Consider the following 23,671-nt stretch of genomic DNA (forward strand, 5'->3'; position numbering starts at 1 on the left):
CTACCGTCGGATGTCGTGCCGCGTCCCCTGAGCCGATACGCGTTCGCCCTGCTGGCCTACGCGTTCGCGGTGACCATGCTCGGCACCACGGTGCCCACTCCGCTCTACGCCCTCTACGCCGACCGGATGGATTTCGCGGTGTTCACCACCACGGTCATCTACGCGGCGTACGCGGGCGGTGTGCTGGTGGCGCTGCTGGCGTTCGGGCGGTGGTCCGACGCCGTGGGCCGACGACCCATGCTGTTGGCCGGCGTGGGGTTCGCCATCACCAGCGCGGTGGTGTTCTTGGTCGCCGATTCGGTGCCGGTGCTGCTGGTCGCACGGGTCCTTTCCGGTGTGTCGGCCGGGATCTTCACCGGGACGGGGACGGCAGCGGTCATCGAGGCCGCCCCGGAACGCTGGCACTCCCGGGCCGCCGCGGTGGCCACTGTCGCCAACATCGGCGGGCTGGGACTGGGCCCTCTGCTCGCCGGCATGCTCGTGCAATACGCACCACAGCCCCTGGATCTGGTGTTCGCCGTCCACATCGCGATGGCGGTGCTGGGCGGTGTCGCAGTGCTCGTCGTTCCCGAGACCTCGCCGCGAAGCGGCCGCATTCGGTTGCAGCGGCTGTCCGTTCCCCCCGAGGCGCAGCCGATGTTCGCGATCGCGGCGCTGGCGGCCTTCGCCGGTTTCGCGGTCACCGGGTTGTTCACCGCGGTGGCGCCGTCGTTCCTCGACGAGGTCGTCGGCATCGAGAATCACGCGGTGGCCGGCGCGATCGTCTGCTCGATCTTCGCCGCCTCGGCGCTCACCCAGATCGCCGCCAACCGCGTTCCCCCGCCGCGGGCGGTGGCCGCCGGTTGCGCCATCCTGGTGGCCGGGATGACGGTTCTGGCAGTGGCCCTGCAGTTCTCGTCGTTGCCCGGCCTCATCGCCGCAGCGGTGGTCGCCGGTGCCGGTCAGGGGATGAGCTTCAGTCGCGGGCTGGCGGCCGTCGCGGAACGCACACCACCCGAGCGGCGTGCCGAGGTCAGCTCCACCTACTTCGTCGTCGCCTACGTGGCGATCTCGTTGCCGGTGATCGGTGAGGGCCTGGCCGCGCAGGCGTTCGGGTTGCAGACGGCGGGTGTGGGGTTCGCCATCGCGGTCGCGGCGCTGGCCTCAGTGTGCCTGGTCGCGATCCGGTCGCGGGAGCGGGCCCGGACGGGTTAACCGCTCTTGCGGCGGAATTCGCGGCGGTTCTCCACCGGGCCGTGCGCCTTGGGTAGCTTCGGTCCGCCGTTGCGCTGTCCCGCGGTGCCCGCCGAGTTGGCCTTCTTGCGTTCGAGGGCCTCCCGGAACTTGCGCTTGGTGTCGTCTTCGGGTTCCTCAGCCATGTCGGCAGCGTAACGCGTGCGCGCGCCGCCGTCACCGCGTTTTACCGCAGCCCCGGCGGCATCCCGTAGAGATGGGTGATCGCCACGGTGAGCAGCACCCGGCGGTCGTCCACCATCGCGCGACGGTAGTCGTCCCAGTCCGGATGTTCCCCCGCGATGTTGCGGTACAACGCGACCAGTGCTTCGACGGTGTCGTCGTCCGGTGATGCGGCGGGCGGGGTGAGGACGGCGTCGCCCTCGGCGACGGCGTAGGCCCAACCGTCGTCGGAGCTCACGTGGATCGAGGCCCGTGGGTCGCGGCGCAGGTTGCGGGTCTTGGCCCGGGGTTCGGTGATCGACACCTCGATCGCCACCGCCCGGGGATCGAAATGGTAGGAGACGTTCGACAACTGTGGGCGGCCGTCGCGTTTGATGGTGGCGAGAACCCCCAGCGAGTTACCGCTGATCAGAGCCAACAGCTTGTCGTCGAACACCTGGCGCGCCATGCTGCGAGCCTACGTCCATACCCGGCACATGGCGGTGATCGACGGCAGCATTCTCGAGGGTGTCTCGGCGGCCACGCTGTGGACGAATGTCCCGGCCGCCGCTGGATCGGATTCTCCCTTCATCGCCGTGGCCGGGCAAGCATCACCCGGCCAGAGTCCGCGTCATGACCCGCTTCGTGGGCTTCCTGGGCGGGGTCAACGTCGGCGGCGTCACCCGCAATCTGCACACCGGGAAGGAGGTGCTGCGTTCGGTAAATTCGGCGAGGTGACGAACACACCGCCGAAGGTGGACGGCAGCGCGCTGACCGGGGTGTCGGAAACCGCGCTGCTCACCCTGCAGGTCCGGGCCAACGAAGCACGCCGCCGCGACGGGCTCATCGACGATCCGATGGCGGTCCGGCTGGTCGAATCGATCGATGTCGACTTCGGGAAGTTCGGACCGAGCCGCCGTCAGGACATGGCATTGCGGGCCAAGGGATTCGACCACTACACCCGCCGCTATCTGCGCGATCATCCGAGGGCCACCGTCGTCGCGCTCGCCGAAGGACTGCAGACCAGCTTCTACCGGCTCGACGCATCGGACGTCGGCCACGACTTCCGCTGGCTCACCGTCGACCTCCCGCCGATCATCGAGTTGCGCACCAAGCTCCTCCCGCCGTCGGACCGGGTGCGGGTATGCGCTCAGTCCGCGCTGGACTTCTCCTGGATGGACCAGGTCGACGACTCCGCGGGCGTGTTCGTCACCGCCGAGGGCCTGCTGATGTATCTGCAGCCCGCCGAGGCGCTGTCGCTCATCCGGGCGTGCGCACAGCGGTTCCCGGGTGGGCAGATGATGTTCGACCTGCCGCCGTCGTGGTTCGCCTGGTGGGCACGCCAGGGGATGCGAGCGTCGTTGCGCTACAAGGTACCTCCGATGCCGTTCAGCCTCAGCCCCGCCGAGGCCGCCGACCTGGTGAATGCCGTGCCCGGGATCCGCGCCGTGCACAACGTGCCGATGCCGGAGGGCCGCGGACGGGTGCTCAACGCGCTGCTGTGGACGGTGCAGCGGATTCCGGTGTTCGATGCCGTCCGCCCGGTCTGGACGCTGCTCGAGTTCGGCTGGGCGCGCCCTCAGTCGAACGCCGACTCGACGTAACGCAGCGCCTCGGACTTCTCGACGCCCAGCCCCCTCGCCGTGTCGACGAAGCTCTGCGCGGCGGTCGCCATCGCCGTGTCGGCGGGGTCCACGCGTGAGACGAAGGTGCCGAACCGTCCCCGTGTCTCGAGGACGCCGGCGTTCTCCAGTTCGCGGTACGCCCGCACCACCGTGTTGACCGCGAGGCCGATCTGGCCGGCGAGCTCACGCACCGTCGGCAGCCGGGTTCCGGGCGGGAGTCTGCCGTCACGGACGGCGTCGATGATCTGGGTCCGCAACTGGTCGAACAAGGGCCGGGTCGCTCGCGGGTCGACCGCCAACCACTCCCCCAAACCGGCCACGTGACCAGTATCTCGCATACTGACATTCCCCCGAGACCGTGGAGGCATCAGCTATAAGGGGTAGCGATGTCAGAGAAACGGAAGAAGTACGACCGGGAGTTCCGTGAGGGGGCTGTTCGGATCGTGCGTGAGACGGGTAAGTCGATCGCGGCGGTGGCGCGGGACCTGGGGGTCCACGAGGGCACGTTGGGCAATTGGGTCACCCAGGACCGCGAGGCCCGCGAGGGTCGGGGCGAGTTGACCCGCGACGATGTCGAGGAGCTCAAACGCCTGCGCAGCGAGAACGCTGAGCTGCGGATGGAGCGCGATGTCCTCAAGCGATCAGTGGTCCTGTGGGTGAAGGAGGCGACGAAGTGAGCGTGGCACGTTTCATCGCCGACCAGAGGACCAAATACCGAGTGCCGCATACGATCACATGTGTGCTGTTGGGTGTCAGCGTGTCGTGGTTCTACAAGTGGATCACCCGTGCTGAATCCGCCGATGGGTTGCACACCGACACCGATCGGCGCCGCGCGCGCCTCGATACGGCAGTGGCGGCGGCGTTCACCGCGGCCAAGGGGCTGCATGGGTCGCCGCGGCTGATCGCTGATCTACGTGATCTGGGGTGGGAGGTGTCGGAGAAGACGGTGGCCCACTCGATGCGCCGCCAGGGTTTGGTGGCGCGCCAGATCAAGCGCCGTAACGGGCTCACCAAGCAGGACAAGACGGCACCGAAGTTCCCTGACCTGGTCCAACGAGATTTCTCCGCGGCGGCGCCGGACCGGAAGTGGGTCGGTGACATGACCGAGATCCCCACTGAGTGCGGGCAGAAACTGTATTTGGCGACCGTGCTGGACCTCTATAGCCGCCGTTTGTTGGGGGCGGCGATGGGCCTGCACCCGGATGCCGACTTGGCGTGTGCGGCGATCAAGATGGCCGTGGCCGCGCGGCGGCCAGGTGATCTGGCGCGATGAGCAGTCCGAGCGGGTGATATTCCACACCGACCGCGGCAGCACCTATACCGCACACGCGTTCACCACGCTGTGCCGGCAGTTGGGGATTCGGCAGTCGATGGGCCGGGTCGGGTCGTGTTTCGACAATGCCGCAGCGGAGGCGTTCTTCTCCTCGCTGGAATGGGAAGTGCTGTCCCGCAATCGCTTCCGTGATACCATTCATGCGCAGGCGGCGGTTATCGACTGGTGCTACACCTTCTACAATCACCAACGCCGGCACAGTGCCGCCGACGGGCTCTCACCCGTCAACTACGAGATCAGGGAATCCAAGACCAAGCCGGAAGCGGCATAGAAAACCCTCCACGATTTCGGGGGAACCACATACCGGTTACGTTGGTGACGTGCAGGTGACGGTGCTCAGTGGGGCCGGTATCTCCGCGGAGAGCGGGGTGCCGACGTTCCGTGATGTCGAGACGGGTCTGTGGGCCAAGGTCGATCCGTACGAGATCTCGAGTGCGCAGGGGTGGCGGGCGAACCCCGAGAAGGTGTGGGCCTGGTACCTGTGGCGCCATTACATGATGGATGCGGTGCAGCCCAACAACGGGCACCGAGCCGTCGCGGCCTGGCAGGACTACGCCGACGTGCACGTGGTCACCCAGAACGTCGACGACCTGCACGAGCGGGCCGGTAGCCGGAACGTCTACCACCTGCACGGGAGTCTGTTCGAGTTCCAGTGTGACGCTTGCGGCTCCCGCTTCGAGGGCACGCTGCCGACCATGTCCGAACCCGTCGAGTCGGTCGATCCGCCGCGGTGCCCGTGCGGTGGCCTGATCCGCCCGAATGTGGTGTGGTTCGGCGAGGCGCTGCCCGAGGCCGCCTGGCAGCACTCGGTCAACGCCGTGCTCACCGCCGATGTGGTGATCGTCGTGGGCACGTCGTCGATCGTCTACCCGGCCGCAGGTCTCCCCGAGATGGCGCTGGCCCAGGGGACTGCGGTCGTCGAGGTCAATCCTGAACGCACACCGCTGTCCGACAGCGCGACGGTGTCGCTGCGGGAGACCGCCGCCGGGGCGCTCCCGACCCTGCTGCAGCGCCTTCCCGAACTGCTCCCGTAGTTCAGGCGGGCCGCACCGCCCGCCCCAGCGCCAGCTCCGACACGGGCAGCGGCACCCAGGACGGGAACATCCGTTCCCGCCGCGCGTCCTCGACCCGGAAGCCCGCCGTGGTGATCGCCGTTTCGGTGTGCCGATGGGTGTGGCAGTTACCCAGCATCCTTGGCCACACCGTCGCGTCCGCGATCTTCTGCAGGCTCGCCCGCGCGCCCGTGCCCGCGATGTGCTCGAGGTAGCGGAGTTCGCCGCCGGGCCGCAGCATCGAGAACAGTTGGCGCAGTACAGCATCGGGATCGTCCACCGAACACAGCACCAGCGAGCAGACGACGGCGTCGAACGGCTCGGCCGGGCTCAAGTGCTCGACGCTGTCCATGGTGACGGTCACCGGGACAGGCGCATTCGCCGCAGCCTCACGGGCGCGCGCGGCCAGGCGGCGCTCCGGTTCGATGGCGACCACTTCGGTCACCGACGGCGGATAGTGCGCGAAGTTGGTCCCGGTGCCCGCGCCGACCTCCAGCACCCGGCCTGCGAGGCCGGCGAGGTTGTCGCCGCGCAGCCGCCGCATCTCCTCGGTTTCATGACCGGACATGGCCGTCCACAGGCGGGCGAAGAAGGGGTTGTCGACGTCGGCGCTCACCGGTCCATCCTCTACTCACCTCGGGCGCGCCGCCACCGGTTCGGGCAAAGACGGGATCCGCGGATTCGCCGATGCCGAATCGTTCGTGCAGGCTTGCCGGCCTGGGTGACCACGAGTTCCAGCGCCCCGACAGATGCATGAAGGCGGGAAACCAGCGGCATGCGGGCCCACCACACCTACTGGCTAGAAACCTACCCAGAAGTAGGATTGCCACCATTTTCCGAATCGTGACTCAATGATTCCTTAATGGTGACTCATACGCTCAGTCTCATGTGGATCGACGACACCAGTGCCGATGTCATCAAGGTTGATTTCGAGGCTCTCTACCACGGCGATTTCCTTGTCGAGGGGGACACCTCGGAGCAGCTCGACGACTGGAGCCCGCTCGCTCAAGCCGGATGAAAACGCGCGCCCGAGTAGGCGCGCGTGTCCATCAGCTGTTGCTCATCGGGGCGCCATGCGGATTGCACCGTCGAGACGGATCACCTCGCCGTTGAGCATCGGGTTCTCGATGATGTGGGTCGCCAGCGCGCCGTACTCGTCGGGATCGCCGAGCCGCGCCGGGTGCGGAACCTGCTGGCCGAGCGACTTCTGCGCCTCCTCGGGTAGTGCACCGAGCAGCGGCGTCTTGAACAGTCCGGGGGCGATGGTGCAAACGCGGATCAGCTCACGCGACAGGTCGCGGGCGATCGGAAGCGTCATCCCGACGACGCCGCCCTTGGACGCCGAGTACGCCGCCTGCCCGATCTGGCCCTCGAATGCCGCGACGGAGGCGGTGTTGACGATGACACCGCGCTCTTCACCGATGGGTTCTGTCTTGGCGATCCGCTCGGCGGCCAGGCGCAGCACGTTGAAGGTGCCGACGAGGTTGACCTGGATGACCTTGTTGAACTCGTCGAGCGGGAAGGCGCCGTTCTTGCTCAGCGTCTTGATCGCGTTGCCGATGCCGGCGCAGTTGACGTTGATGCGCAGCGGGCCCATCTCCTCCGCGGCGTCCAGCGCAGCGCTGACCTGCTCCGGGTCGACGACGTTGGCCTGCACGAACTTTGCCCGGTCGCCGAGTCCGGCCACGACCTCCTCACCTTTGAGGTCGAGCACCACGACGGAGGCCCCCCGGTCGAGCAGCCGCTTCGTGGTGGCCAGGCCGAGACCCGATGCTCCGCCGGTGACGACGGCGGCAGCGTTTTTGATTTCCACTCGCATGTACCTTTCTGTTGGTTGAGGTCTGTTGGTTGAGGTCTGTTGGTTGAGGTCAAACCCACTCGTCGAGGACTGCTTCGGTGTCGGCGCCTGGTGCGCCGGGCGGCTTCGGTGCCGCAGGCACGGTTCGGGAGAACCGCGGCGCGGGCGCCGGGAACAGGTTTTCGCCTTCGCGGTAGAACGTGCCGCGGTCGGTGTTGTGCGGTTCGCTTTCCACCTCGCCGAATGACAGCACTGGTGTCACGCACGCGTCGCTGCCGGTGAACACCTTCGTCCAGTGGTCGCGGTCGTGTTCGGCGAACGCCGCGGTGAGGCGGGCGCGCAGTGCGGGCCAGCCGCTCATGTCATGCTGGTCGGGCAGCTCGACCGGGTCGAGGCCGAGCTTGTCGAGCATCTCGGCGTAGAACTGCGGTTCGATCGCTCCGACGGCGACGTAGCGGCCGTCGGAGGTCTCGTAGGTGTCGTAGAAGGGGGCGCCGGTGTCGAGCATGTTGACGCCGCGCTCGTCGGACCACATCCCCATCGCGCGGAAGGCCCACATCATCTGCGCCAGCACGCTGGACCCGTCGACCATCGCGGCGTCGATGACCTGCCCCGTGCCCGAACGCTCCCGCTCCCACAGGGCGGCCAGGATGCCGACCAGCAGGAACATCGACCCGCCGCCGAAGTCGCCGGCGAGGTTCAGCGGGGGCACCGGACGTTCGCCGGCGTGGCCGACGGCGTGCAGCACACCGTTGAGCGAGATGTAGTTGATGTCGTGCCCAGCCTGCTGGCTGCGCGGGCCGGTCTGGCCCCAGCCCGTCATCCGCCCGTAGATCAGCCGCTCGTTGACCTTGGCGCAGTCCTCGGGGCCGAGCCCGAGCCGCTCGGTGACGCCGGGCCGAAACCCCTCGATGAGCACGTCGGCCTTGGCGATCAGCTTGAGCACCAGTTCACGGCCCTCGTCGGTCTTGAGGTTGGCGGCGACCGATCGACGGTTACGGAGCAGTTGGTCGCGTCCCTTGATCGGGATCCCGGGCCCGTTGCCGGGCCGTTCGATACGGACCACGTCCGCACCCAGGTCACCGAGGATCATCGCCGCGTGGGGGCCTGGTCCGATACCGGCCAATTCCACGACACGCAGGCCTTGCAGTGGTCCCGCCATTTTCTACCGCCCCTTCGGAGTAGTTCACCGCGACATAGCTTACTTATATAACCTTCTCGACCGGCCACGGGCATCATCCCACCCGTGCGAAGGTGTAGCCGTGACGACCACCGACCCCGGTACCGGCGCATACGTCAGCATTGACGACCTCACCGTGCAGCTCGACGACGGGGTGCTGTCGGTGACGCTGAATCGGCCGGACAGCCTCAACTCCCTGACTCCCGAGATGCTCGACGGGGTCGCCCAAACGCTCGATCGGGCCGCCGACGACCCGGCGGTGAAGGTGGTGCGGCTCGGTGGCGCCGGGCGCGGGTTCAGCTCCGGTGCGAGCATCAGCGAAGAAGATCAGACGAAGAAGGCGGAGATCGGCATCAACGCCGTTCTCGACGCGACCAACCGCGCGGTCCGGGCGATCGTCTCGGTGCCGAAACCGGTGGTCGCGGTAGTGCAGGGTCCGGCGGCCGGTGTCGGCGCCTCACTGGCGTTGGCATCGGACGTCGTCATGGCTTCGGAGAAGGCGTTTTTCATGCTGGCGTTCACCAAGATCGGGTTGATGCCCGACGGCGGTGCGTCGGCGCTGTTCGCCGCGGCGGTGGGGCGGATCCGCACGATGCGGATGGCGTTGCTGGCGGAGCGGATCTCGGCGGCCGAGGCGTTTGACTGGGGTCTGGTGACCGCCGTGTATCCCGCCGGCGAGTTCGACGGCGAGGTCGACAAGGTGCTGGCGACGCTGAAGTCGGGCCCCGTCGTGGCGCTGCGGAAAACCAAGCAGGCCATCAACGCGACGACGCTGACCGAACTCGAAGGCGCCCTGGGGCGGGAGACCGAATGGCAGTTGGCGCTGCTGTCGGCGCACGACTTCCGCGAGGGTGCCCGGGCGTTCCGGGAACGCCGTAGCCCCTCCTTCACCGATCACTGAGCGTCGTCTCACGAGCTCTTCTGACCGGAAAGGTCGACCGCCCATCCTTTCCGCTGACGGGTCAGACCCCGAAGATCGCGGGCAGTGCGAGCACCATGACCAGGCCCCAGAAGAAGTGGGTGAGCATGGGTGCGAGCACTCCCCCGGTCGCGCGGCGTTCGAAGGCGCATACCGTGCCCAGCACGATCGCCGCGATGGCCAGCATGAAGTTCTGAGTGCTCACACCCGTCACCACGACGTACACCGCCGTCGACCAGAGCACCGCCCACCATCCGTTCCAACGGTTGCCGAGCGAGGTGTACAGGGCGCCCCGGAAGAACAGTTCCTCGGCCAGACCGTTGACCACCGTGATGATCACGACCAGCCACAGCGCCCCCACGTTGGCGTGTTCGAGCACGCGCACGGCGTACTCCCGCATCAGTGGGATCTCCCGGGCCACCAGACCGGCGACCAGGAACGCGCCTCCGAGGACCAGCCCGACGGCGGTGCCGGTGATCACTGGCCGCTGATTGCGTCCACGAAAACAGATGCGCCCCAAGTGGAGCGGCCCGGACAGGAAGGCACCCGCGGTCCACCAGACGGCCAGTGCCGCGGTGAACCAGTAGAAGTCCGGGTCGCCCGGTGGGATCGACAAGGAGTAGCCGAGCAGGCCGAAACCGACCACGACGAACACCGCGACGACGATCCTGCGGCGGCGGATCACCGCGGGCCACTCGCCGGCCGGGGAGGCGACGCTCATGACGACATCGCGTGCCGCATGGAACAAACCGGTCCGTTCGTCGCACGGCGCGGGCGTCGGTGACGATCGGCCGGTTTCGGTCATGCCGAATGCCCTTTCGGTATCAGGTTGACGAAGGTGTCCAGACCGGTGCGCATCGCGCCCGCCACCGGTCCGGGTACCAGGCCGAGAAGTCCGAGCGCCGGCCGCGCGATGGGCGGGGTGACGCTGCGGACCAGCTGAGTGATGCGCTGGTTGTCCCCGCCGGCCCACTGTGGATCGGTGTCGGCGAGGTGGTGCACGTCGACCAGCGTGTTGACCGGTCGTGGCCATTGCGGGGACAGGGAACGCCGGATCGCCTCGTCGATTCCGGTCAACCCGCCGACCGGGTCTTCCACGATGTCGCGCAGTCCCTCCTTGGAGGCGGTCATCGGGTGGTCGAGGCTTTCGATCAGGTCACCCGCCAGCCCGCCGGGCACCGGCAGCACCAGGCCGCTCAGGCGCGAGACCACCGAGGTGTCGATACCGCGCACCGGCAGTGGGGCGCGCTTCCTGCCGGCCAGCCGGGCGTAGGACTGCAGCAGTTCGCCGTAGGTGGTGGTCTCGGGGCCGTGGATGTCGTACGCGCCGGCGGGGACGTTCTCGATGTCGGCCGCGGCCACCAGATAGTGCAGCACGTCGCGGATGGAGATGGGGTCGATCGGGTTGGCCGCCCACTTCGGCATCGGGAGCACCAGGAAGCGGTCGGCGACATACCGCACCATCTCGAACGAGGTCGAGCCCGCACCGATGATGATCGCCGCCCCCAACCACACCACCTCGGGTCCTAACGGGACGGTGAGCGCCTCGGCGACCTCGGCGCGGCCGGCCAGATGCTCGGACAGGGTCTCGTCGGTGGGAACGAAACCGCCGAGGTAGACGATCCTTTTGACGCCGGCCTCTCGAGCGGCTTCGGCGACGTTGGCGGCGGCCCGGTTGTCGGTGTCGCGGAAGCCCGGTTGGCCGATCGCGTGCACCAGGTAGTAGATGACTTCGACGGACCCGGCGTCGGCGAGCGCCTGCTTCACCGTCTGCGGTTGCTCGGCGTCGAGCGCCAGGCACGTCACATCCTCGTACCAACCGAAGGAGCGCAGCCGGTCAGGGTTCCGGCTGGCCACCACCACGTCGGCACCCACGTCCACCAGCGCGCTTGTCAGGCGCGACCCGACATATCCGGTGGCGCCGGTGACCAGGACTCGCACGTTTTTCACCATAGCCAGGTACCCTGGCCCGCCCACTGGGAACCGTCGGAAAGCCGTTTGCTACGCCACACTCACTGCTGGCGGTGCATATCCACGAGATGCTGGTAGAGCAGCGCGTTGGTCCGGTTGCCGTCGATCTCCTGCTCAGTCAGTTCGCGGCGGACCTTGCCCGGAACCCCGGCGACCAGCGATCCGGGCGGAACCTGGACACCCTGGGCGACCACCGCTCCCGCGGCGACCAGCGAACCGCGACCGATCCGGGCTCCGTTGAGGACGACCGCGCCCATCCCGATCAGGCAGCCGTCCTCGACCGTGCACCCGTGCAGCACGGCGTTGTGCCCGACACTGACGTTGGCTCCGATGGCGGCGGGGAACCCGGGGTCGACGTGGATGGTCACCCCGTCCTGGATATTGCTGCCGGTGCCGATCCCGATGGGCTCGATCTCGGCGCGCAGGGTGGCGCCGTACCAGACACTGGCCTTGTCTGACAGTGTCACCCGGCCGATCACGGCGGCGTTCGGCGCCACCCACGCCGTGTCGTGGAGTTCGGGTGCGTACTCGCCCAGGGCGAGAATCAGCGGTTGCGGCATGGCGTCATCGTAAGCGGCTCCAGAGACTGTGAGACAACCAACGTTACAAACCGCATCGCCCCAGGTCAGGCCCTTTCACGCGGCTTCGGGGACGGCGACGAGTTGGCCGTGACCATTTCGTGCCCTTACGATCCGAGACGGCGCCGCATAGGTAGCCGGCCCGGCGCCGCCCCATCGGCAGGCGTCCTGACGAGCTGAGGAGCCGATCGTGAAGACCCGTACCAGGACACTGGGCGCCGCTGTGGGCGCCGCCGCCATCGCGGTGTCACTGCCCCTGTCGATCACCGCCCACGCCGAACCGGCGACCGTGGAGACCCCACTGCCCAACCTCGAGGGCGACTGCGATCCCTTCCGGGCCGCGGTGCCGACCTGGAAGAGCTTCATCGACCAGCCGGTCAGCCAGGTGCTGACCCAGATCCCCGACATCAGCACCTTCAGCGCCGCGATCTCCGGCGGGCTCAATCCCGCGGTGAACGTCGCCCCGGTGCTGGACAACGGCCCCTACGTCGTGTTCGCCCCGACGGACGAGGCGTTCGCGAAGCTTCCGCCGGAGCAGCTGGAGGCGCTCAAGAGCGACCCGGCCGCGTTGACCGACCTGGACTACTACCACGTGTTCCTCGGACTGCTCGGTCCCGGCGACGTGAAGGGGCAGCGCGCCACCCAGCAGGGCGCCGAGATCAAAATCGTGGGCACCAACGGCGACATCAAGGTCAACGACACCGCCAAGGTGATCTGCGGCGGCATCCCGGCCGCCAACGCCCGCATCTACCTGATCGACACGGTGCTCGATCCGGCGGCGGCGCCCGATGCGGTCACGCCGTCGGGCACCTCGTCGACCTCGACCTCCACCTCTACCACTCCGACGACCTCTACCACTCCGACGACCTCGAGCACCCCGGCCACCTCGAGCACCCCGGCCACCTCGACAGCCCCGGCCACCGAACCCGCTCCACTGCCGGCCGAGACCCCTGCCGCTGCGGCCGACATCCCGGCCGCGGATGCCCCGATCGGCTGAGTTCCTTCCCGGGCAAGCGGGGCCAGATCGGGCTAGACCCCCAAGTCGCGGCCGATGATCTCCTTCATGATCTCGGTGGTGCCACCGAAGATGGTCTGGATGCGTCCGTCGACGTAGGCGCGCGCGACACGGTACTCGAGCATGTAGCCGTAACCACCGTGTAGCTGCACGCACTGGTCGACGACCTTCTTGGCGACCTCGGTGGCCCACCATTTCGCCTTGGCCGCCTCGACCGCGGTCAGCTCCCCGTCGACGACGCCCTGCAGGCAGCGGTCGACGTAGTTCTCGGTGACTTCAAGCTCTGTCTCCATCTCGGCGAGCAGGAAGCGGTTGTGCTGAAAACTGCCGATCGGCTGGCCGAACGCCTTGCGGTCTTTGGCGTACTGCAGCGTCTCCTGGAACACCGCACGGGCCCCGGCGATCGCCGAGATGGCGATCGACAGCCGCTCCGACGGCAGGTTGGTCATCAGGTGGTAGAAACCGCGACCCTCCTTACCGAGGAGATTGGCGCCCGGCACCCGCACGTTCTCGAAGTGCAGCTCCGAGGTGTCCTGGCTGTGCAGACCCATCTTGTCGAGCTTGCGACCTCGGTTGAAACCCTCCATGTCGCGCTCGACCACGAACAGCGAGAAGCCCTTGTGCCCGGCTTCCGGGTCGGTCCGGGCCACGACGACGCACAGGTCGCAGTTGATGCCCGATGAGATGAAGGTCTTGGAGCCGTTGAGGATCCAGTCGTCGCCGTCACGCACCGCCGAGGTGCGGATGCCGGCCAGGTCGCTGCCCGCGCCCGGTTCGGTCATGGCAACCGCGATGATCGTCTCGCCGCTGGCGATGCCGGGCAGCCAACGCTGCTTCTGCTCGTCGTTGGTGAGGTTCTTGAAGTAGGGCCCGACCACGTCGTTGTGCAGGCTCAGCGCGGGGCCGTGCACACCGGCCTTCGCGATCTCCTCGTCGATGACGGCGTTGAACCGGAAGTCGTCCGAACCGCCGCCGCCGTACTCCTCGGGCATGTTGAACCCGACCAGCCCGTACTTGCCTGCCGCGGAGTACGCCGAGCGGTCGACGATGCGTTCGTTCTCCCACCTGTCGTGGTTGGGGACGAGCTCACGCTCGATGTATTCCTTGACCGTCTCGCGGAACGCCTCGTGTTCGGCGTCGTAGATCGTTCGCTTCATCGCTGAGTCCTCATGTCCCCATGTATTCGCTTACTTGGCTTTCCAGACGGGCTGGCGCTTCTGCGCGAACGCGAGCGGTCCTTCCTTGGCATCTTCGGTGGCGAAGACCGTTGCCACTTCCCGCATGGTGCGTGACCAACCCGGTTCGTCGGCCGCCACGACGCCGTCGTCGGCGCCCATCGCCACGCGCTTGCTGGCCTGAACCGCCAGCGGCGCGTTGACGGTGATCCGCTCGGCGAGTGCCAGCGCGGCGTCGAGCACTGCGCCTTCTTCGCCGTCGGGCACGACCTCGTTGACCAAGCCAAGCCGCAGTGCCTCACCGGAGGTGATGGGCTCTCCGGTGAACATCATCTGCAAGGCGACCTTGCGTGGGATCTGGTCGACGAGGCGGAAGACCCCGCCGGCAGCGGCGATCAGCCCTCGCTTCACTTCCGGCAGACCGAATATGGCACTCTCACCGGCGACGACGAGATCGCTTGCCAGCACGAGTTCGGTACCGCCTCCCAGCGCGGTGCCGTTGACCGCCGCGATCGTCGGCTTGTCGATGAAGTGACGGACGTACCCGGCGAAGCCCCACTTGGGGTGGTCGGGGTGACCGAGGTTCTCACCGCGGGACAGCGCCTTGAGATCGGCTCCGGCGCAGAACGATTTGTCTCCTGCCCCGGTGACCACGACCACCCAGACATCGGGGTCCTGCTGCGCCTCCTCGAGCGCGTCACCCAGGGCGATGGAGACGGCGGAATTGACGGCGTTGCGGGCCTCGGGCCGGTTGATCGTCACGACCATGACGTTGCCCCGGCGCTCGACGAGAGCGCCCGGCGCGGTGGACGTTTCGGTCACAGCAGCTCGAGGATGGTGGCGTTGGCCTGGCCGCCGCCCTCACACATGGTCTGCAGGCCGTACTGAATGCCGTTGTCGCGCATGTGGTAGAGCAACGTGGTCATGATGCGCGCACCCGAACCGCCGAGCGGGTGGCCGAGCGCGATCGCGCCGCCATTGGGGTTGAGCTTCTTCTCGTCGGCGCCGATGTCCTTGAGCCACGACATGGGAACCGGAGCGAACGCCTCGTTCACCTCGAACGCGCCGATCTGGTCGATGGTGAGTCCGGACCGCTTGAGCGCCTTCTGGGTCGCCGGGATCGGCGCGGTGAGCATGATGACCGGGTCGGCAGCGGCGAGCACCGCGGTGTGCACCTTCGCCAGCGGCTTGAGACCGAGTTCCTTGGCTTTCTCGGCGGACATGAACAGCAGCGCCGCCGAGCCGTCGGAGATCTGCGAGGAGTTCCCCGCGTGGATCACGCCGTCCTCCTTGAAAGCCGGCTTGAGCTGACCCATCTTCTCCAGCGTGGTGCCGCGACGGATGCCCTCATCCTTGAGAACGGCATTTCCTTCGGAGTCCTTGATCGCCACGATTTGATCGTCGAACGCGCCGGCATCCTGCGCGGCGGCGGCCTTCTCGTGTGAGTTCAGGGAGAACTGGTCGAGATCGGTGCGGCTGAAGCCCCACTGCTCGGCGATCATCTCGGCGCCGACACCCTGGTTCGGGGTCTGCTGGTAGCGGTCCTTGAAGCCCTGCGGGAAGGGGTTGCCGCCGTTGGCCAGCGACGCGCCCATCGGGGTCCGCGACATCGACTCGACACCGCCGGCGACGACCACGTCGTAGTGCCCGGCCACCACACCGGCGGCGGCGAAGTGCACCGACTGCTGGCTGGATCCGCACTGCCGGTCGACAGTCACGCCCGGCACGCTGTCGGGCCAGCCGGCGGTCAGCACAGCGGTGCGGCCGATGTCGACAGCCTGCTCGCCGGCCTGCATGACGCAGCCCCAGATCACGTCGTCCACGAGCGCCGGGTCGACACCCGCGCGCTGCACCAGCCCGTTGAGCACCTGGGCGGACAGTTCGGCCGGATGCACCCCCGACAGCCCACCGTTGCGCTTGCCGACGGGCGACCGCACTGCCTCGACGATGACGGCTTCAGCCATGACACTTCTCCTTCGAAGTCGGATACTCCACACGCTTGGAACCGACGGTAGATGACCAGGTTTACTAGGTCAACCTACTGGTTGGTGGCGTCAGGCCGCGGCTCGACGCCCGGTCAGATGGTTTACTGAGTTGTATAGCTGGCCGCCGGCCGGCATTGCGCAGGACCCGGGAGATCAGGTGGCTCGAACGACACCGCTGGCCCCCATGATCGGGGCGGGCCCTTCGACGACCGCTGTTCGCTCCCCCAAGACAGCCGAGCTGGTCGCCGGGACCCTTCGCCGCATGGTCGTCGACGGCAAGCTCAACGAGGGCGACTTCCTGCCCAACGAAGCGGAGTTGATGGCCCACTTCGGCGTCAGCAGACCGACGCTGCGCGAGGCGGTGCGGGTGCTCGAATCCGAGCGCCTCGTCGAGGTCCGCCGCGGTTCGCGCACCGGCGCCCGAGTCCGGGTCCCCGGCCCGGAGATCGTCGCGCGTCCGGCGGGCCTGCTGCTGGAGTTGTCCGGCGCCACGATCGCCGACGTGATGACCGCCCGCTCCGGCATCGAACCCATGGCTGTGCGCCTGCTCACCGAATCGGGCAACGCCGCGGCCTTCGACGAGCTCGAGCAGACCCTCGACGAGCACGTCGCCCACAGCTGGCAGTCCGGCCGGCTCGCCGAGACGACCGGCGACTTCCACCGCCGCATGGTCGAGCTGTCGGGCAACGCCACGCTGACCATCATGGCTGGCATGCTGCACGAGATCACCGTGCGCCACACGGCGTTCGCGATGAAGGAGAGCAACCCGCCGTCGAAGGCCGACTACGAGAAGCTGATGCGCTCCTACCGCAGGCTGGTGCAGCTGATGCGATCCGGCGACGGCGCGGCAGCCGAGGCGCACTGGCGTAAACACCTCGACACCGCGCGCGCATTGCTGCTTCAGGGCCTGGAGACGGTCAAGGTCCGCGACGTGATGGGCTGAGCCTTTTGCGTACCGCTCGCGCCCCTTCCCGCCGAACTCAGGCGCCGGTCTTGGCCGGTGGGCGGTAGAAGATGACCAGCTGCCCGATGCCGCCACCGAGGCCGAGGGCCAGCGCGATCACCAGACCCCACCAGCCCTGCACCACGTCCCACATCGCGGTGCCGTGGAAGAGCGCGTAGTCCAGGCTGAGCCTGCCCGGCCCGATGGCGGGGATGGCGACGGCCCCCGCGGCGAGGACGAGGTTGTACTCCCACCCCTGATTGACGACGAAGAAGCCGTTGGCCCGGTGCACGGTCCATGCGGCGACCAGCATCAGCGCGACGAAACCAGCAGCGGGCACCGGGGTGAGCAGGCCGACCGCCAGGCCGATGCCCGCGGCCATCTCCGTGGTCGCCGCGACCCTGGCGTGGAACATGCCCGGTTTCATGCCGATGCTGTCGAACCAGCTGGCGGTGCCGGGGATCCGGCCGCCGCCGAAGAACTTGTTGTAGCCGTGCGCGGCCATGGTCAGGCCCAGCACCACGCGCAGGATCAGAACGCCGACGTCGAGGGCAGTCATGCAAACAGAATCTAGGCCATCTGTAAGCCGGCGACCACCCCACGCCGGCTAAGCATGCCGGTCCAGCGCATCGGCCAACCGGTCGACGTAGGCGTCGACATCTCCGACGGCCGACTCGGCCGCGTGCACACTGACCGCGACGGTGTCACCGATGCCGTGGATGCCGTGGGTCAGGCCCATCATCGGCGACAACGACGGGCAGCCGGTCGTCAGCACCACCGGTGCACCACCGAAGCGTAGGTCGGCCGCGCCTCGGCGGACGCTCGACACCACCGTGTTCCCGATCACCGTCGGTGAGCGCACCGTCGGGTCGAATGCCGCGACACCCCACCGCATCAACGGCGCCGGGACCGCGGCCGACGCCAGGCCGGCGGCCGACATGGCGGGGTGGGCGGCCCGCTGTCGGCGCTGGGCCAACTCCCCGGCGATACGGGTGCTGCGCTCGGCGTACGGCAGCTCGGGGTGCAGCCCGATGCCGACGTTGCCGAAGTGGTTGTGCGCCCGGCGCGGCCCCTGGCTCGCCATCGGCACTTCGGCGCCGAGCGTGGCCGGGTCGTCGCCGAGACCGCGCAGATGGTCGGCCATGGCGCGCGAGACGGCGGCCAGCACCGCGACGGTGACGGTGCCGTCCGGCAGTTCGGTGCGGTGCCGGATCACGGTGCGCAGACTTCGGGCGCCGTTCGGGTGGCTGTTGCTTCGCAGGGCCGGACGCCGATCAGCCTGCGCCGCGACGGCTCCGGCTTCCACATCGCGCATCAGCTGCCGGTGGGCGCGAGCCGCGCGCACCGCGCGCACCGGGAGTGTCGCGGTTTCCCAACCCGGGATCGCCGGTGCGGCGGTCATCGGTGTGCACTTGCCGAACAACCACGCCGCCAGCGCCGCGGAGCGGACGCCGTCGGCAAGCGCGTGCGACATCTGCACCACCGCCACCACACCAGGACCCTCGACTCCGGGCACTCCGCGCACGGGGGCGAACACGTGCAGCCGCCAGGTCGACTTCCCCGCGTCGAGCTGGTGAGCGGTGAGCGAGGTGATCGCCGCGAGGCACCTCGCCCAGTCGCCGACCGCGTGCGTGCACACCTGGCTTTCCTCGACACCGCCGTCGACCCACTGCGGATACCGCAGCCACCCACGGTCGCACGCCCGCAGCCGCAAATCCCCGCAGACCCGGGCCCGGTCCAGAACTGCCGCCAGCGTGCCGGGCAGGTCGTCCGGAACCCCGGCGAAGCCGTAGACCAGGAACTGGTCGTTCGGGATCTTGGCCGACATCCACAGGTTCTGGGCGTCGACCGCCGCGAGCCGGCGTGCCGTCATAGCGCCCGAGGTTAAGCTGTGCCGCATGCTTGCGGCAGCACCGCCGGGGTGGCGCTTGTCACCGGATCATGCTGCCGCCATTCAGGTGGCCGCGGCGGTTGGTCGTGCCGATCTTGGCCGCACCCAGGCCGGCATGAAGCGCGCTCCTCAGCGGGCGGCCCCGATGAAGTCCAGGATGTGGTGACCGACCACGTCGGGTTCTTCGAGCGCCAGGAAGTGCCCGGCGTTGTCGACCACCGCGACCGCGCTCCCCTCGGGCAGCGCCCGCTCCACCCAGGGCGTGAACTCTGGTCCGGCACAACCGTCGTCGCGCCCATGCAGGTACAGCGTCGGCAGAGCCGGCGCTGACAGCCAGTACCGATGTAGCTCGGCATACTGTGCGGGCGGCCGCGAATTGCGGACGGTTGCGCGGTAGTAGCCCAGCGCGGCCCGCCAACGCCGGCGCGCACCGATGGCGGCATCGACATGCCGCAGATCCTCGGCGGCGTGGTAGCCGGGCGACCACTGTCGCCACAGCCGGGGCACCACCCATGACGCGGACCGGTCCGGCAGCCATGGCAGCTGGAAGTACATGATGTACCAGCTGCGCAGCGTCTGCCGGGGCAGCTGGGCGGCCAGCCGCAACCCGTCCGGGACACGGCCGAGGGGGCGGAACGCGGCGGCCGGTGGCACCGACATGATGACGGCCCGCCGGAAGGGGCTGTGGGGCATCGCCGCCAGGCCGGTACCGGCGACGGCGCCCCAGTCGTGTCCGATGACGACGTCGCGGTCCGTCGGCCCCGCCGCCGCGTGTACGCGGAGGGCATCGTCCATCAACGCCCCCACGTGGTAGCTGCGGTCGGACGGAACCGACGACGGCACGTATCCGCGCATGAACGGCGCCACCACCCGCCAGCCGGCGTCGGCCAGCACGGGGGCTAGCTTGCGCCATCCGTACGCGGTGTCGGGGAAGCCGTGCAGGCACAACGCGATCGGGCCCTCCGCTGGGCCCCAGACCAATGCCCGCAGTTGCCCTGCAGGGGTGGCCACGTCCAACCAGCGCGGCGTCATCGGATCGGCTGCAATTCGGAGATCAGCCACTGGTCGCCGACCGTGTCAAGGGTGACCCGGACGCTGGAGGCGGTGTCAGCAGCAGCACCACCGCATGATCGGCCTCCGCGCTGACCGATGCGGCCGCGGGGACGTCGACCACGGCCGCGATCCGCTGTTCCTTGGCCTCGCGCGCCCGGTTCTCCGTCGGCTGCGGGGGCATGGTCTGCCACATCTGCTCCTCTGCCGCACCCGGCATCCTCGTCCCGACCTTCCGCCAAACGTTACGTGGCGGCCGCAGGCCACAGGCGGCGACATGCCTGGCGGTGCGTGAACCAATCGCGATCGGACCGATCGGAGCGGGTAACGTGACGCCGGTGTCCGTGAGTACCGCAAAGACCGTGTCATTCCGGGGTGCAGAAGGGCTCACCCTGGTGGGCGACGAATGGAACCGCGGCGCCGAGTCGGCCGCCGCCAGGCCCACCGTGCTGATGTTGCACGGCGGCGGCCAGAACCGATTCTCGTGGAAGAACACCGGGCAGGTGCTGGCCGACGCCGGCCTGCACGTGGTCGCGCTCGACAGCCGGGGCCACGGCGACAGCGACCGCTCACCGCAGGCCAACTACTCGGTGGAGACGCTGTGCGCAGACACCCTGGAGGTGCTCGACCAGATCGGCAGGCCGGTGGCGCTTATCGGGGCCAGCATGGGCGGGCTGACCGGCATCCTCGTCGCCCGCGCGGCGGGCCCGCAGCGGGTCACGCAATTGGTGCTCGTCGACGTCGTGCCCCGCTACGAGAAGGACGGCAGCGCGCGCATCCGCGAGTTCATGTTCAACCACGTCCACGGGTTCGACACCCTGGACGAGGCCGCCGAGGCGGTGGCGTCCTACCTGCCGCACCGGCCCAAACCGAAGAGCCCGGAGGGGCTCAAGAAGAATCTGCGCCAGCGCGACGGGCGGTGGTACTGGCACTGGGATCCGGCATTCCTGACCAAACCCGGCGACGACCCGCTCATCCGGGTCGAGAAGCTCGAGCAGGCCGCGGTGGAGCTGACCATTCCGATTCTGCTCATCCGTGGCAAGCTCTCCGACGTGGTCAGTTCCGAAGGGGTGGAGGAGTTCCTGCGCCTGGTGCCCGATGCGGAGCTCGTCGAGCTGTCCGGAGCCGGGCACACCGCTGCCGGTGACGACAATGACGCGTTCACCGACGCTGTCGTCGGTTTCGTCAGCCGGTGACCGCCAGGCGTCGCGGCGACCCACTCTTGCCTGGGCAGTCCGGCAGGACAAGAACTTCCTGGTGCGCCGCAACGGCCCGGTGAGCTGGGTGTGGTCGTCTTCGGATACGGCCTGACCGAGCAGGAGTCGGCTACTGTTCTGTGCGCAGTGCTGCGGTGACACTGGCGTACATCGTCGACTTGATCTTGCTCAACGTGCCCGGGTCCTTGCCGATGATGGGTTGGAGCCGAGCGGCTGCCGCAGTGACGATTTCCGGTTCGGGGGCGGTCTCGTCGACCAGCGCGGCGCTGACTGCTTCCGGACCGCCGTAGCGGTGTCCGGTGGTCATCGCGGTGACGGCGGTCTGCGGCAAGAGCTTGGCCTGGATCATTGCGGCCATGCCGACAGTAAATGGGATGTTGATGTCGACCTCCGGAAAGCAGAAATAGCCTCGGTCGACGCGCATGACGCGGTAGTCGTGCGCGATCGCCAGCATGGAGCCCGCCCCGAAGGCATGGCCGTTCACGGCGGCGACGGTGGGCCGCGGAAACGTCAGGATGCGGCTGAACAGTTCCTGCACTCGACCGACGTACCACTGAGTTCGTTCACCGTTCGCCGTCAGCCAGTCGAGGTCCAGACCGTTGGAGTAGAACTTCCCCAGCCCGGTGGTGACGAGGCCGTGAGCATCTTCCTCGATGTCATCCAGTTTCTCGTTGACGGCGTCGAGCCAGCCCGGAGAGAGCCGGTTCTCGTCGTCTCCGAGCGTCAGCACGGCGATCTGGTCGCGGTATTCGAGCGTGGGCGCCATGAATGGGTCCTTTCGACGGTGGTGCGAGTTGAGGTCTCGGCCGGCGGGTTCGTCGGTACCGCGCACGGCGACCGACAGGCCGCGCAATGTCGGCGTCGCTGTCGTCGGCTGACACCGGGACGCGCCGGCTGTCGAGCGGCCGAAAGTGGCGCAAGGTGTCGGATCCCTCGGGCGGCGCGGATAACTCGCCTGCCACCGCGGGCGCCTCGATCCGGAGAACTCGGCGACCTTGCGCACGGATGTCCCCGCGGGGGCGGGTATGGACGGCATGGTCACGATGATGCACCACCTCACCCATAGCCGGTGTCCAACCGCAACGACGTGGTGATGTCCCCGCAGGGCGCGCTGATCGCGGTATCTCCCCCGCCACCTCCTGTGGACCCGTCGCGTGATGGCGCACTCGCTGATCGGCGAGCCGGCGAGCCCGTCGCCGCGGCCCTCGGGGCCAACCGGTCGGTAGCGGTAAATGTGAAGGCCTGCAATCTGAACGGCAACGGATTCGTCTGGGTGTCCCTGCGACATCCGTCGCGCGGCAACTGGTCGTCACCGAAGTGCACTTACCTGCGCGACGTGGTCGTCCCGGCCATCACCAACGGGCGGGCGATGGCGCTCGCCGGAGTGTGATCTTTCCGCCCGATTCCGACGCCTACTGCTTGGTCTTAGACGCTTGTCCGAACCTGAACTCCACCACGTCACCGTCGGCCATCACGTAGTCCTTGCCCTCCATGCGGACTTTGCCCGCCGCCTTGGCAGCCGCCATCGCGCCGGCTTCCACCAGATCGTCGAAGGACACGATCTCCGCCTTGATGAACCCCTTCTCGAAGTCGGAGTGGATCACTCCGGCGGCCTTCGGCGCGGTGTCGCCCTGGTGGATCGTCCACGCCCGTGACTCCTTGGGCCCGGCCGTCAGGAAGGTCTGCAGCTTCAAGGTGTTAAACCCGGCGCGCGCCAGCGCATCGAGTCCGCGTTCGGTCTGGCCGATCGACTCGAGCAGCTCCGCCGCCGACTCGTCGTCGAGTTCCTGCAGTTCTGCCTCGATCTTCGCGTCGAGGAACACGCAGTCCGCCGGGGCCACCAGCTCGCGCAGTTCGGCCTTGCGGGCCTCGTCGGTCAGCACCGTCTCATCGGCGTTGAACACGTACAGGAACGGTTTGGTCGTCATCAAGTTGAGCTCGCGCAGCAGGCTGACGTCCGTTCCGGCCCCGAACAGCGTCGTACCCGAATTCAGCACCTCCTGCGCCGTGACCGCCGCATCGAGTACCGGCTTGCGGTCCTTGTGCGTGCGGACTTCCTTCTCGAGCCGCGGCACGGCCTTCTCCAGCGTCTGCATGTCGGCGAGGATCAGCTCCGTCTCGACGATCTCGATGTCGGATTCGGGATCCACCTTGCCGTCGACGTGGACGACGTCGTCGTCGGCGAACACGCGCACCACCTGACAGACAGCGTCACATTCGCGGATGTTGGCCAGGAACTTGTTACCCAGCCCGGCGCCCTCGGAAGCGCCCTTCACGATGCCGGCGATGTCGACGAACGTCACCGGCGCAGGCACAATCTTGTCGGAATGGAAGATCTTCGCCAGCACGTCGAGCCGGGGATCCGGCAGCGCAACCACACCCTCGTTGGGCTCGATCGTCGCGAACGGGTAGTTCGCCGCGAGCACGTCGTTGCGCGTCAGCGCGTTGAACAGAGTCGACTTACCGACATTCGGCAGTCCGACGATTCCCAGGTTGAGCCCCACAGGGACCACAGTCTGCCAGAGCGCGCGGGGCACGCCCGCGCGCGCTGGACACACGCAGTGG

28 protein-coding genes and 1 pseudogene are annotated in these 23,671 nt (G+C 68.1%); 11 read left to right on the forward strand and 18 right to left on the reverse strand.

What is annotated here, in order from left to right; all coding sequences use genetic code 11:
* Positions 1-15: 15 nt before the first annotated feature.
* The gene (locus G6N07_RS14095; protein ID WP_263858041.1) at positions 16-1,194 is read left to right on the forward strand and encodes an MFS transporter; all 1,179 of its coding nucleotides are present in this window, start codon (positions 16-18) and stop codon (positions 1,192-1,194) included.
* Here G6N07_RS14095 and G6N07_RS14100 read toward each other — a convergent pair.
* A complete protein-coding gene (locus G6N07_RS14100) occupies positions 1,191-1,358 on the reverse strand; it encodes a DUF5302 domain-containing protein (protein WP_163784202.1) in 168 nt (55 codons plus the stop codon). The two genes, G6N07_RS14095 and G6N07_RS14100, sit on opposite strands and share 4 nt — an antisense overlap.
* 41 nt (positions 1,359-1,399) lie before the next feature.
* Positions 1,400-1,843 (reverse strand): PPOX class F420-dependent oxidoreductase, encoded by a 444-nt coding sequence (locus G6N07_RS14105; protein WP_085189311.1) that lies wholly within the window; start codon positions 1,841-1,843, stop codon positions 1,400-1,402.
* A 265-nt stretch (positions 1,844-2,108) separates the two neighbouring features.
* Here G6N07_RS14105 and G6N07_RS14110 point away from each other — a divergent pair, with 265 nt between their 5' ends.
* Positions 2,109-2,978: a class I SAM-dependent methyltransferase gene (locus G6N07_RS14110; RefSeq protein WP_085189313.1), complete on the forward strand. Its 870-nt coding sequence runs from the start codon at positions 2,109-2,111 to the stop codon at positions 2,976-2,978.
* On the opposite strand, the gene G6N07_RS14115 is transcribed toward G6N07_RS14110, so the two are convergent.
* Positions 2,954-3,319 carry an Rv1152 family transcriptional regulator gene (locus G6N07_RS14115; RefSeq protein ID WP_099050171.1) on the reverse strand — a complete coding sequence of 122 codons (366 nt, stop codon included), beginning with the start codon at positions 3,317-3,319 and terminating at the stop codon, positions 2,954-2,956. The genes G6N07_RS14110 and G6N07_RS14115 overlap by 25 nt on opposite strands.
* Positions 3,320-3,385: 66 nt before the next feature.
* On the opposite strand from G6N07_RS14115, the gene G6N07_RS14120 reads away from it, so the two are divergent.
* The 3 genes and pseudogenes from G6N07_RS14120 (at position 3,386) to G6N07_RS14130 (ending at position 5,366) form a co-directional block, all read left to right on the forward strand.
* On the forward strand, positions 3,386-3,676 hold the full coding sequence (locus tag G6N07_RS14120) for a transposase (RefSeq protein WP_163784204.1): 291 nt from the start codon (positions 3,386-3,388) through the stop codon (positions 3,674-3,676).
* Positions 3,673-4,603: pseudogene (locus G6N07_RS20795) on the forward strand (IS3 family transposase). Before G6N07_RS14120 ends, G6N07_RS20795 begins: the two are co-directional and overlap by 4 nt.
* Before the next feature lie 49 nt (positions 4,604-4,652).
* Positions 4,653-5,366: an NAD-dependent deacylase gene (locus G6N07_RS14130; RefSeq protein WP_085191782.1), complete on the forward strand. Its 714-nt coding sequence runs from the start codon at positions 4,653-4,655 to the stop codon at positions 5,364-5,366.
* 1 nt (position 5,367) lies between these two features.
* Here G6N07_RS14130 and G6N07_RS14135 read toward each other — a convergent pair whose 3' ends face one another.
* Positions 5,368-6,000, reverse strand: a complete 633-nt coding sequence (locus tag G6N07_RS14135; protein WP_085191780.1) for a class I SAM-dependent methyltransferase — start codon at positions 5,998-6,000, stop codon at positions 5,368-5,370.
* 270 nt (positions 6,001-6,270) lie between these two features.
* On the opposite strand from G6N07_RS14135, the gene G6N07_RS20735 reads away from it, so the two are divergent.
* A complete protein-coding gene (locus G6N07_RS20735) occupies positions 6,271-6,402 on the forward strand; it encodes a hypothetical protein (RefSeq protein ID WP_011561444.1) in 132 nt (43 codons plus the stop codon).
* 42 nt (positions 6,403-6,444) lie between these two features.
* Here the strand turns inward: G6N07_RS20735 and G6N07_RS14140 are convergent, their stop codons facing one another.
* A complete protein-coding gene (locus tag G6N07_RS14140) occupies positions 6,445-7,197 on the reverse strand; it encodes a 3-hydroxyacyl-CoA dehydrogenase (RefSeq protein ID WP_085191778.1) in 753 nt (250 codons plus the stop codon).
* Between the two features lie 55 nt (positions 7,198-7,252).
* Positions 7,253-8,344 carry a CaiB/BaiF CoA transferase family protein gene (locus tag G6N07_RS14145; RefSeq protein WP_085191776.1) on the reverse strand — a complete coding sequence of 364 codons (1,092 nt, stop codon included), beginning with the start codon at positions 8,342-8,344 and terminating at the stop codon, positions 7,253-7,255.
* Positions 8,345-8,444: 100 nt separating this feature from the next.
* Here G6N07_RS14145 and G6N07_RS14150 point away from each other — a divergent pair, with 100 nt between their 5' ends.
* Positions 8,445-9,263, forward strand: a complete 819-nt coding sequence (locus G6N07_RS14150) for an enoyl-CoA hydratase (protein WP_085191774.1) — start codon at positions 8,445-8,447, stop codon at positions 9,261-9,263.
* Between the two features lie 61 nt (positions 9,264-9,324).
* On the opposite strand, the gene G6N07_RS14155 is transcribed toward G6N07_RS14150, so the two are convergent.
* The 3 genes from G6N07_RS14155 to G6N07_RS14165 all read right to left on the reverse strand — a co-directional run bounded on the left by G6N07_RS14155 (position 9,325) and on the right by G6N07_RS14165 (position 11,812).
* Positions 9,325-10,086 carry a CPBP family intramembrane glutamic endopeptidase gene (locus tag G6N07_RS14155; RefSeq protein WP_085191772.1) on the reverse strand — a complete coding sequence of 254 codons (762 nt, stop codon included), beginning with the start codon at positions 10,084-10,086 and terminating at the stop codon, positions 9,325-9,327.
* Positions 10,083-11,231 (reverse strand): NAD(P)H-binding protein, encoded by a 1,149-nt coding sequence (locus G6N07_RS14160; RefSeq protein ID WP_085191804.1) that lies wholly within the window; start codon positions 11,229-11,231, stop codon positions 10,083-10,085. The genes G6N07_RS14155 and G6N07_RS14160 overlap by 4 nt, the downstream gene beginning before the upstream one ends.
* Positions 11,232-11,293: 62 nt before the next feature.
* Entirely contained in the window at positions 11,294-11,812 is a 519-nt protein-coding gene (locus G6N07_RS14165; protein ID WP_085191771.1) for a gamma carbonic anhydrase family protein, read from the reverse strand.
* A gap of 208 nt (positions 11,813-12,020) precedes the next feature.
* Between G6N07_RS14165 and G6N07_RS14170 the strand changes: the two genes are divergently transcribed.
* Positions 12,021-12,827: a fasciclin domain-containing protein gene (locus G6N07_RS14170; protein WP_085191769.1), complete on the forward strand. Its 807-nt coding sequence runs from the start codon at positions 12,021-12,023 to the stop codon at positions 12,825-12,827.
* 32 nt (positions 12,828-12,859) lie between these two features.
* Here G6N07_RS14170 and G6N07_RS14175 read toward each other — a convergent pair whose 3' ends face one another.
* From G6N07_RS14175 to G6N07_RS14185, 3 genes are read right to left on the reverse strand one after another with little or no spacing between them, the layout of a single operon-like run.
* Positions 12,860-14,002, reverse strand: coding sequence for an acyl-CoA dehydrogenase family protein (locus G6N07_RS14175; protein WP_085191767.1), 1,143 nt, complete (start codon positions 14,000-14,002; stop codon positions 12,860-12,862).
* A 30-nt stretch (positions 14,003-14,032) separates the two neighbouring features.
* A complete protein-coding gene (locus G6N07_RS14180; RefSeq protein WP_085191765.1) occupies positions 14,033-14,842 on the reverse strand; it encodes a crotonase/enoyl-CoA hydratase family protein in 810 nt (269 codons plus the stop codon).
* Positions 14,839-15,984, reverse strand: coding sequence for a thiolase family protein (locus tag G6N07_RS14185; RefSeq protein ID WP_085191763.1), 1,146 nt, complete (start codon positions 15,982-15,984; stop codon positions 14,839-14,841). The genes G6N07_RS14180 and G6N07_RS14185 overlap by 4 nt, the downstream gene beginning before the upstream one ends.
* A 178-nt stretch (positions 15,985-16,162) precedes the next feature.
* On the opposite strand from G6N07_RS14185, the gene G6N07_RS14190 reads away from it, so the two are divergent.
* Complete coding sequence (locus G6N07_RS14190) at positions 16,163-16,948, forward strand: FadR/GntR family transcriptional regulator (RefSeq protein WP_085191761.1); 786 nt, start codon at positions 16,163-16,165, stop codon at positions 16,946-16,948.
* Between the two features lie 37 nt (positions 16,949-16,985).
* Here G6N07_RS14190 and G6N07_RS14195 read toward each other — a convergent pair whose 3' ends face one another.
* The 4 genes from G6N07_RS14195 to G6N07_RS14210 all read right to left on the reverse strand — a co-directional run bounded on the left by G6N07_RS14195 (position 16,986) and on the right by G6N07_RS14210 (position 20,109).
* Positions 16,986-17,507: a DoxX family protein gene (locus G6N07_RS14195; RefSeq protein WP_085191759.1), complete on the reverse strand. Its 522-nt coding sequence runs from the start codon at positions 17,505-17,507 to the stop codon at positions 16,986-16,988.
* Between the two features lie 48 nt (positions 17,508-17,555).
* Positions 17,556-18,821, reverse strand: coding sequence for a WS/DGAT domain-containing protein (locus tag G6N07_RS14200; RefSeq protein WP_085191757.1), 1,266 nt, complete (start codon positions 18,819-18,821; stop codon positions 17,556-17,558).
* 147 nt (positions 18,822-18,968) lie between these two features.
* Positions 18,969-19,871 carry an alpha/beta fold hydrolase gene (locus G6N07_RS14205; RefSeq protein WP_085191755.1) on the reverse strand — a complete coding sequence of 301 codons (903 nt, stop codon included), beginning with the start codon at positions 19,869-19,871 and terminating at the stop codon, positions 18,969-18,971.
* Positions 19,872-19,893: 22 nt separating this feature from the next.
* The gene (locus G6N07_RS14210) at positions 19,894-20,109 is read right to left on the reverse strand and encodes a hypothetical protein (RefSeq protein WP_085191753.1); all 216 of its coding nucleotides are present in this window, start codon (positions 20,107-20,109) and stop codon (positions 19,894-19,896) included.
* Positions 20,110-20,218: 109 nt separating this feature from the next.
* Here G6N07_RS14210 and G6N07_RS14215 point away from each other — a divergent pair, with 109 nt between their 5' ends.
* On the forward strand, positions 20,219-21,085 hold the full coding sequence (locus G6N07_RS14215; RefSeq protein WP_372507573.1) for an alpha/beta fold hydrolase: 867 nt from the start codon (positions 20,219-20,221) through the stop codon (positions 21,083-21,085).
* 130 nt (positions 21,086-21,215) lie between these two features.
* Here G6N07_RS14215 and G6N07_RS14220 read toward each other — a convergent pair whose 3' ends face one another.
* Entirely contained in the window at positions 21,216-21,872 is a 657-nt protein-coding gene (locus tag G6N07_RS14220; protein ID WP_085191800.1) for an enoyl-CoA hydratase/isomerase family protein, read from the reverse strand.
* 303 nt (positions 21,873-22,175) lie between these two features.
* Here G6N07_RS14220 and G6N07_RS14225 point away from each other — a divergent pair, with 303 nt between their 5' ends.
* Positions 22,176-22,496, forward strand: a complete 321-nt coding sequence (locus tag G6N07_RS14225; protein ID WP_085191751.1) for a hypothetical protein — start codon at positions 22,176-22,178, stop codon at positions 22,494-22,496.
* 22 nt (positions 22,497-22,518) lie between these two features.
* Here the strand turns inward: G6N07_RS14225 and ychF are convergent, their stop codons facing one another.
* Positions 22,519-23,610, reverse strand: coding sequence for a redox-regulated ATPase YchF (gene ychF, locus G6N07_RS14230; RefSeq protein ID WP_085191798.1), 1,092 nt, complete (start codon positions 23,608-23,610; stop codon positions 22,519-22,521).
* Positions 23,611-23,671 lie beyond the last annotated feature (61 nt).

Source organism: Mycolicibacterium doricum, from assembly GCF_010728155.1.
GTDB lineage: Bacteria > Actinomycetota > Actinomycetes > Mycobacteriales > Mycobacteriaceae > Mycobacterium > Mycobacterium doricum.

Excerpts from the sequence above, each read along its gene's own strand:
- G6N07_RS14100 (WP_163784202.1), bottom strand. The coding sequence starts at position 1,358 with ATGGCTGAGGAACCCGAAGACGACACCAAGCGCAAGTTCCGGGAGGCC.
- G6N07_RS14105 (WP_085189311.1), bottom strand. The coding sequence starts at position 1,843 with ATGGCGCGCCAGGTGTTCGACGACAAGCTGTTGGCTCTGATCAGCGGT.
- G6N07_RS14120 (WP_163784204.1), top strand. The coding sequence starts at position 3,386 with ATGTCAGAGAAACGGAAGAAGTACGACCGGGAGTTCCGTGAGGGGGCT.
- G6N07_RS20735 (WP_011561444.1), top strand. The coding sequence starts at position 6,271 with ATGTGGATCGACGACACCAGTGCCGATGTCATCAAGGTTGATTTCGAG.
- G6N07_RS14145 (WP_085191776.1), bottom strand. The coding sequence starts at position 8,344 with ATGGCGGGACCACTGCAAGGCCTGCGTGTCGTGGAATTGGCCGGTATC.
- G6N07_RS14155 (WP_085191772.1), bottom strand. The coding sequence starts at position 10,086 with ATGACCGAAACCGGCCGATCGTCACCGACGCCCGCGCCGTGCGACGAA.
- G6N07_RS14165 (WP_085191771.1), bottom strand. The coding sequence starts at position 11,812 with ATGCCGCAACCGCTGATTCTCGCCCTGGGCGAGTACGCACCCGAACTC.
- G6N07_RS14175 (WP_085191767.1), bottom strand. The coding sequence starts at position 14,002 with ATGAAGCGAACGATCTACGACGCCGAACACGAGGCGTTCCGCGAGACG.
- G6N07_RS14185 (WP_085191763.1), bottom strand. The coding sequence starts at position 15,984 with ATGGCTGAAGCCGTCATCGTCGAGGCAGTGCGGTCGCCCGTCGGCAAG.
- G6N07_RS14195 (WP_085191759.1), bottom strand. The coding sequence starts at position 17,507 with ATGACTGCCCTCGACGTCGGCGTTCTGATCCTGCGCGTGGTGCTGGGC.
- G6N07_RS14200 (WP_085191757.1), bottom strand. The coding sequence starts at position 18,821 with ATGACGGCACGCCGGCTCGCGGCGGTCGACGCCCAGAACCTGTGGATG.
- G6N07_RS14205 (WP_085191755.1), bottom strand. The coding sequence starts at position 19,871 with ATGACGCCGCGCTGGTTGGACGTGGCCACCCCTGCAGGGCAACTGCGG.
- G6N07_RS14210 (WP_085191753.1), bottom strand. The coding sequence starts at position 20,109 with ATGCCGGGTGCGGCAGAGGAGCAGATGTGGCAGACCATGCCCCCGCAG.
- G6N07_RS14220 (WP_085191800.1), bottom strand. The coding sequence starts at position 21,872 with ATGGCGCCCACGCTCGAATACCGCGACCAGATCGCCGTGCTGACGCTC.